Origin of the sequence: Frankia nepalensis (assembly GCF_016786325.1) — a bacterium.
Classification (GTDB): Bacteria; Actinomycetota; Actinomycetes; order Frankiales; family Frankiaceae; genus Pseudofrankia; species Pseudofrankia nepalensis.
This window is the reverse complement of the sequence record NZ_JADWYU010000290.1, coordinates 1-4507: the sequence shown is the minus strand read 5'-3', so window position 1 is coordinate 4507 and position 4507 is coordinate 1. Positions and strand designations below refer to the sequence as shown.

4 protein-coding genes are annotated in these 4507 nt (G+C 74.5%); 1 reads left to right on the top strand and 3 read right to left on the bottom strand.

The features are described from left to right. Positions 1-135: 135 nt before the first annotated feature. Positions 136-1956, bottom strand: a complete 1821-nt coding sequence (locus tag I6A81_RS40505) for a DEAD/DEAH box helicase (protein ID WP_203010502.1) — start codon at positions 1954-1956, stop codon at positions 136-138. A gap of 339 nt (positions 1957-2295) precedes the next feature. Here I6A81_RS40505 and I6A81_RS40500 point away from each other — a divergent pair, with 339 nt between their 5' ends. Next, on the top strand, positions 2296-3042 hold the full coding sequence (locus I6A81_RS40500; protein ID WP_407661468.1) for a ferritin-like fold-containing protein: 747 nt from the start codon (positions 2296-2298) through the stop codon (positions 3040-3042). 48 nt (positions 3043-3090) lie between these two features. On the opposite strand, the gene I6A81_RS40495 is transcribed toward I6A81_RS40500, so the two are convergent. Both I6A81_RS40495 and I6A81_RS40490 read right to left on the bottom strand, forming a co-directional pair. Next, on the bottom strand, positions 3091-3318 hold the full coding sequence (locus I6A81_RS40495) for a DUF3107 domain-containing protein (RefSeq protein ID WP_203006286.1): 228 nt from the start codon (positions 3316-3318) through the stop codon (positions 3091-3093). Between the two features lie 275 nt (positions 3319-3593). Beyond that, positions 3594-4373: a TetR/AcrR family transcriptional regulator gene (locus tag I6A81_RS40490; RefSeq protein WP_307875230.1), complete on the bottom strand. Its 780-nt coding sequence runs from the start codon at positions 4371-4373 to the stop codon at positions 3594-3596. Between the last annotated feature and the right edge of the window lie 134 nt (positions 4374-4507).

The window sequence follows — 4507 nt, the reverse complement described above, 5'->3', positions numbered from 1 at the left end:
CGGCGGGGGCCGCCGCGGCCCACCGGCCGGGGCCCCCCCGCGCCCCCGGGCCGGGGGGCGGCCATCGGCCACATCATTCCCGAGGCGCCCGGGCCGGGAGCCGCGCCGAAAGCGGCGCGACCGCCCGGGACGCGGTCAGGCGGACTCGGCGCGTTCCGCGGAGGCGTCGCCGGAGTCGGCGAGGCCGTCGAGCGTCTCGGCCCCGGAGACCGACCGGGAGCCGCCCCGGCCGCCGCGCCGGCGCCGGCGGCGTCGGGCGGGGGAGGAGACCTCGCCGTCCTGCTCGACGGCGTCCACGCCGGCCGCCGTCAGCTCCGTGACCTCGGCGTCCGTCACGGCGGCGTCCGTCTCGGCGGTGCCGGCCGCGGCGGCGTCGGTCACGGTGACCAGCTCGGTGACCTCGCTCGCGTCGCCGGCCGTGACCTCGGCCGTCTCGCCGTCCTCGGCGGTGCCGGCGGCGGCGGCCGCCGCCGCGCCCGCGCCGCGGGTGCGCCGACGGGTCCTGGTGCGAGTGGCGGCGGCCTGGCGGGCCGTCTCACGGTCGTTGTCGCGCGTCTCGGCTGCCCGGCCGGGGCGGCGGCCGCGGCGGCCGCCGCCCAGGTCCTCGATCTCCTCGGCGGCCAGCCCCGCGCGGGTGCGCGCCGCGCGCGGCAGCACGCCGGTCGCCTCGGTCGGGATCTCGAGCTGCTCGAACAGGTGCGGCGACGTGGAGTACGTCTCCAGCGGCTCGTCGAACGGCAGCGCGAGCGCCTTGTTCACCAGCTGCCAGCGCGCCAGGTCGTCCCAGTCGACGAACGTGACCGCGACGCCGCTGCCGCCGGCGCGGCCGGTGCGGCCGATCCGGTGCAGGTAGACACTCTCGTCCTCGGGGCACTGGTAGTTCACGACATGGGTGACGCCGCCGACGTCGATGCCGCGGGCGGCGACGTCGGTCGCCACCAGCACGTCGACCTTGCCGGACCGGAACGCCCGCAGTGCCTGCTCACGCTGGCCCTGCCCGAGGTCGCCGTGCACGGCCGCGGCGGCGAAGCCGCGCCGGGACAGGTCCTCGGCCACCTTGTCAGCGGTGCGCCTGGTCCGGACGAACACCATCGACAGCCCGCGGCCGCCGGCCTGCAGGACCCTGGCCAGCACCTCCATCTTGTCCAGCGCGTGCGCGCGGAAGACGTGCTGGCTGGTGGTCGGGACCGTGCGGCCCTCGTCGGGCTGCTCGGCGGTGACGTGCACCGGACGGATCATGAAGCGGCGGGCGAGCGCGATGACCGGACCCGGCATGGTCGCCGAGAACAGCATGGTCTGGCGCCCAGGCGGCAGCAGCGCGACGATGCGCTCCACGTCCGGCAGGAAGCCGAGGTCGAGCATCTCGTCGGCCTCGTCGAGCACCAGGGTCGCGACCGCGCCCAGGTCGAGGGCGTGCTGGCGGGCCAGGTCGAGCAGCCGCCCCGGGGTGCCGACGACGATGTCGACGCCCGCGCGCAGCGCCGAGATCTGCGGTTCGTAGGCCCGGCCGCCGTACACCGACAGCAGCCGGATCGCCCGGCCGGCGCCGGCCCGGTTGAGGTCGGCGGTGACCTGGACGCACAGCTCGCGGGTGGGCACCACGACGAGCGCCTGCGGGCGGCCGTCGGCGCCCTCGGCCGGGCCGAGGACCTTCTGGACGAGGGGGATGCCGAAGCCCAGGGTCTTTCCGGTGCCGGTGCGGGCCTGGCCGATGATGTCGGTGCCGGCGAGCGCCAGCGGGAGCGTCAGCTCCTGGATCGCGAAGGGGTGGATGATGCCCGCGGCGGCGAGCGCCTCCACCGTCTCCGCGCGGACTCCCAGGTCGGCGAAGGTGAGCTTTGCCTGCTCGGTGGGGTCCGCCTGCTCGGCGATTGTGGTCGTGTCGGTAGTGGTCAGGGGTGTGGCTGTGACGGACAGCGGGTCGCTCCTGGTCTGCTCCTGAGCGGTGTCCGACATTGAGGCGCCGCTCGCTACGTGCCGGGCCGCGCCAGCGGCCCGATCGAGTGGCTCGGACCAGCGGCTTCATCGCAGCTGCTCGGCCCGGCGGTCCGGAACGGGGCGACGCGTATGCCTTCGGCGGCCAGCCGGTCTGTGATGACCAGCGGCTACAGCAAGGATAACGTGTGTGACCGCTCCGCGGGCGCGCTCCGCGACGATCGTGGCCTGTCAGACGTTGCACAGTCCGCGACCGGAGCGGACCGGCCCGGTCGTGTTCCCGCGACGGTCGTGGACGAAACGAATGGCGCCAGTCCCTCGCGCCTCCGGCGCCAGCCGCCGGACCGACAGCCCTGAGAGATGAGTAACGTGACGGACAGCACAGTCGCCCAGGCGTCCTCGGCCACGGCGGCGCCCGCCCAGGCCGTCGGCCAGGACGCCCCGCCGGGGGCGGTCGCCGATCGGGCGGTGGCTGACCAGGCCGTCGTCGATCTTTTCGGGCTGATCGCCTACGGCGAGCTGACCGCGTTCGAGCGGTTGGCGACCGATGCGCGGATGGCGCCGACGCTGGCTGACAAGATCGCGCTGGCGGCGATGGCGGCGGCGGAGTTCGCGCACTTCGAGGCGATCAGCCGAGCGCTGGTCGGTCGTGGCGTCCAGCCCGAGGTCGCGATGGCGCCCTTCATCGGCCCGCTGACCGACTTCCACGCGCTCACCGCTCCGGCGGACTGGCTCGAGAGCCTGGTCAAGGCCTACGTCGGCGACAGCATCGCCGCCGACTTCTACCGCGCGATCGCGCACCGGCTCGACGACGACGCGCGGGCGCTCGTCCTCGACGTGCTGGCGGACACCGGGCACGCCGCGTTCGTCGTAGACCGGGTTCGGGCGGCGATCGCCGCCAATCCGGTCGTTGCCGGCCGGCTCGCGCTCTGGGCACGCCGGCTCGTCGGCGAGGCGCTCAACCAGGCGCAACAGGTCGCGGTCGAGCGTGACGCGCTCACCGGCCTGCTCGTCGGCGTCGGAGACCTGAAAACGGTGGCAGCCATCTTCGACGGGATCATGAAGGCCCACTCCGAACGGATGGCCGCGCTGGGGCTGTCAGCCTGACCCGCGCGCCCGCGCACGGCGCGTTCGGGCCCGAGCGGGCCCCGTGGCTTAGACCGCGCCGAAACCGACCCGGCGGGACTCCGCCTCCGCGATCTCCACGTAGGCCAGCTTCGAGGCGGGGATCACCACGCGGCGGCCCTTCTCGTCCACCAGGGAGAGCAGCCCGCCGTCCGCGGCGACGGCCGCGGCGACCGCCTCGGCGACCTGGTCCGGAGTCTGAGCGCTCTCGAGCACCAGCTCCCTGCCGACGTTCTGCACGCCGATCTTGACCTCCACCCGGATGACCTCGCCTTCGTGTCGTGGTTCTCACCGGCGCCTTGTGATCCTCACCGGGGCCGAGGCTCCGGTGCCGCGTTCCCGGGCCGTGGGAGGTGCCCCCGGGTGCGACTGGCCGGCGGGCGCGCACAGCCGCCGGACGATTACAGGACACACTATGACCTCGCCCGCCGCCAGGTCCGTGCTGGGCCGCCGTGTTCGCTGCCGGCACAGCGCCCCCCGGGCGTTAGGTCTGCCTTCTGCGGGTTGGCCGCGCTTCTGGGGAGTCGGCCGTGTCAGCTCGTGTCGACGGACGAGCCGCCGCCGGAGTCCCCCGGGGCCACTCCCTGATCGGCGGAGCCGATCGGGGAGGTCTGCAAGCCGATCGGGGAGGTCTGCTGGGACGTCCAGGCCGGCGGATCGCCGGATGAGCCGTCCAAGGCGTTCGCGCTGCGGGGATAGCCACCGATCCCATGCCAGGCGAGCTCCACCATCGTCTCGACGGCCCGTTCGGCCGACACCGCGCCGCCGCGCACGAGCCACCAGCGCGAGCAGGTCTCGGCGACACCTACCAGGCCGACGGCGAGCAGGTCGGCCTCGTCCTGGGGAAGGCCCGTGTCGGCGACGATCGTGGCGGCGATCGCCCGCACGCACTGGGCGAAGGCGTCCTCCACCCGCTGGCGGACCGCTGGCTCGCTGCGCAGGTCGGACTCCAGCACGAGCTGGTGGGCGCCGCTGGGGTCGTTGACGAAGTCGAAGTAGGCCCGGACCGAGCGCTCGACCCGCAGCCGGTTGTCGGTCGTCGAGTCGAGCGCCTCACGGACGCCGGTGACCATCTTCGCCGAGTGCTCGTCGAGCAGGGCGAGGTAGAGGTCGAGCTTGCCCGGGAAGTGCTGGTAAAGCACCGGCTTGCTGACGCCGGCCCGCTCGGCGATCTCGTCCATGGCCGCGGCGTGGTAGCCCTGCGCGACGAAGACCTCGCGCGCCGCGCCGAGCAGCTGGAAGCGGCGGGCGGTGCGGGGGAGGCGGGGGGTCCTGCCTGGGCGCGACTGTGACGCGGCCGGCTCGACGGTCACCAGCCCACCTCCTGTTCGACCGGCACAACACTACTCTCGTCGTGCCCTCCGCCACCCGCGCTTTGCCCCTGGCCACCGTGCCCGAGGCCTCGAGCGGCGGTTCGCGGGCGCAACGGCCCGGTGCCGGGCGACCC